The 2,907-nt window shown below is 59.7% G+C and carries 2 protein-coding genes; both read right to left on the reverse strand.

Annotated features, from left to right (window positions below; translation table 11 throughout):
• On the reverse strand, positions 1-1,052 hold a 1,052-nt coding region (locus tag AAFX91_RS40520), incomplete at its 3' end, for a hypothetical protein (protein ID WP_394570221.1).
• A 147-nt stretch (positions 1,053-1,199) separates the two neighbouring features.
• On the reverse strand, positions 1,200-2,618 hold the full coding sequence (locus tag AAFX91_RS40525) for a tyrosine-type recombinase/integrase (protein ID WP_394570222.1): 1,419 nt from the start codon (positions 2,616-2,618) through the stop codon (positions 1,200-1,202).
• Positions 2,619-2,907: the final 289 nt, after the last annotated feature.

The following is a 2,907-nucleotide window of genomic DNA, read 5'->3' on the forward strand; positions in this document are numbered from 1 at the left end:
CAGCCACAAAATGCTCCAGGCCAGATGGAACAACGACTTCCTTCTCCGCGCCCTCGCCCATATGCGATAGCCCTACGCTTGAGCGGGAGAGCCATCTGCTGTTGAGCGGGGGAGAAGTCCAGCACTTCAGTTATTTTATAATGCGGCGTGCCGTCGTCTGTCTCTGGAGGTGTGATCTGCATCCTGACGCGATAGCGGTCATTCATGAACGAGCTGCCGCGCTTCACAGCATCCTTCGCGATATTGGTATCAGAGACGTCCGCATAGATCGCCTTTTTCCCGTAGCGGAATCTCCAGTTCTTTGCTTTTTCATCGAAAACGGGACCGTGAGAATACAAAGTTGCGACGATGCTCTTTGGTTGCTCAATTACCCCTGCAAGCACAGCAGCATCATCCGGCCCCGCATCACAAGAACGGACAATAGCTACAGCAGCTTCGCCATCGTAGATGACCTGTGGCGTGTCGGCCTGTCTAAATTCAATCCGCTCAGCTTCGCGCAGCTCAATCGGCTCTAATGTTTCTTTGACCGCGCGCAGAATCTTTTGGTTCTCTGCGAGCCTCAACACGCTCTCTGGTATTTGGATCGAATTTCCATCTCCCTCGATCTGGATTTGGAGCACAACAGAACCCGTGGCGGTCACGTCACTGATGCGCTTGACCGTTTCTATCTTGCGACCCTTCTTCCATTTTAGGAAACCGAACAGTCCAGCCACCGCCGTTCCAGCCGAGCCGACCATACCAATAGTTTGCAGCAGCTTCGTTGCGGTCTGAACATTCTCATCCTGCAGCAGTGTTTTCAAATGCTGAAGGATGCTCTGAACGACTTCAAAATTGACGTTGAAGCACTTGTGCTCAAAATCAGAGGTAACCAGCACCTTTACGGTGGCTCGCTTTTCATTGAGCACCGTGTTCGCTTCTCGAATCAGCCTGCCAACCGCCAGCAATGCTGGGCCAAGCGCCTCGACATCCATCGAATGTCCCGAGGCTGGTCCGCCGTCATATGCGATCTGAAAGGAGTGGCGGCTCATATCGCCGCTCTCGCTGGTGCTCATTTACAACCCCCTGCCCAAGGACGAGCCTATACAACCATGCCGAGCGCTGGCAATAACCAAAAATCGATCACAGTAAACGAAGAACCCGGCCAGCTTGATGCTGACCGGGTTGCTCTCAAAGTCGGAAACGGTTTCAGGTTGGCTTGATCAGGCCACGAGCCGCATCGGCTCTCGATCGACGGCCTTCACCGCAGGCTCGCCGATGATCCGCCGCAGCTCGGCCGCGATACCGTCGAGCACCATGCGTTTCTGCTTCTCGCGCTTGGACTGGCTGTAAATCCCGGTGACGCGGCTGATCTTCTCGCCGTCGTCCTTGGTCACCGCATGGTCGAGGCACTTAGCGATTGCGGCATCCGAAAATCCCAGATCGCCCGCCAGCGTCGCCGCCGTCCTGCGCAAATCGTGCGGCGTGAAGCGTTTCAGGCCGAGCAACTCGCAGAGGCCGGGCGTCTTGGTCTTGTCCTTGTTGGTTTCGTGCTTGGTGCCCCTCAGCGCGGTCGCCAGTGCGGTCCGGTGGACCGGCTGGCCCGGATAGACCGGGCTCTCGAACACGAACCCTTGGCCGTCGCTGGCCAGCGCCTCGCGGATGATCTCGACCGCGAGGCTCGACAGCGGCTGTTCGATCACCCGGCGCTTTTTCACCCGCTTGGCCGGGACATCGAAGCGCGGGAATTCGCCGTCGAGACCGACCAACTCGTCGCGGTGCGCGGGCCGCAGCTCGCCCGAGCGCAGCATGGTGACCAGCTCGAATTTCAGCGCGAGGCGCGTCCGGCGGTCCCACGGCAGGTCGTCGCGGTCGAGGCCGTGCCAGAAAATCCTGATCTCGTTTTCCGACAACACGCGGCTGCGGTGAATCTCCTTGGGCAGCTTCGGGAGGTTGATACAGGGGCTCGCGGTGACGTAGTCGCGGCCCGCCTCCGCCGCCCAGTTGAACAGGCCCGACGCAGCCCGGCGCATATGGCGGGCGTTGCTGACCGAGGGAACACCGAGCTTGCCCGCGACGATGTCGTTCGACAGCGTTGCGATGTCGTGCTTGGTGACATCGCCCGCGAGCTTCTTGCCGAGGCGTGGCTTGAGAAAGCGCCGCAGATGGCTCGCGGTGGTCTCCCAGCTCTCCAGACGAGGCCGCATCTCGCCGTCCGGATCATCGGCCTTGCGAACCGGGGTCTGCATCCACGCGATCCGCTCCTCGATGATCTCCGCGACCGTCTTGCCGCGCTTTGCTTGCTGCAGTTTCCGTTCGCGGAAGCTCTCGGCGACCGCCGCCGCGCCCGTTGCGCGCAGGCCATAGACCTTGCTGCGGGCATCTTCGACGGCGAACGTCTCCGGATTATGGGTGCCGAGCCAGCCGGTGCGCTGCTTGCCGGTGGTCGGATCGGTGAACTTGAACGAGAAAGTCGCGACCCCGGCGGCCGTGATGCTAACGTAGAGGCCGGGGCATTTGCGGTCGTAGATTTTGACCCGCTCGGTGACCCGCTTCTCGCACATGCGGTCGGTCAGAATGACGCTGCCTTTGCGCGCGCGCTGGGTGGCAGCGGATTTGATGGTTGTGGTAGTGTCCGTCATGGTTTTCAGCTCCAAAGGTTGCGACCATGGACGGGACCTTCGGTTCTGCTTGCAGCCTGATCGAAGGTCCCGGCCCTAGATTTGGCGAGACCCGCAGAAACAGCCCGCAACAAGCCTATTCAAAAAGAGCTTGTTTTAAAGGGTTTTCGTAGTTTCGCGGTGTTTCACCGCGTACCAAAATATAGTCCACACGACTTCGCCGTCCGCGAGTACCACGCTCGTCAGTCGTGACACTCTCGTCCACCGCATCTCACCGCAACGTTCGTGACGATCGCGACCCGCCCCTCTC

Origin of the sequence: Bradyrhizobium sp. 31Argb, from assembly GCF_043638955.1 — a bacterium.
Taxonomy (GTDB): Bacteria; Pseudomonadota; Alphaproteobacteria; order Rhizobiales; family Xanthobacteraceae; genus Bradyrhizobium.

Coding starts and splice junctions, on each gene's coding strand:
- AAFX91_RS40525 (WP_394570222.1), bottom strand. CDS start 2,618: ATGACGGACACTACCACAACCATCAAATCCGCTGCCACCCAGCGCGCG.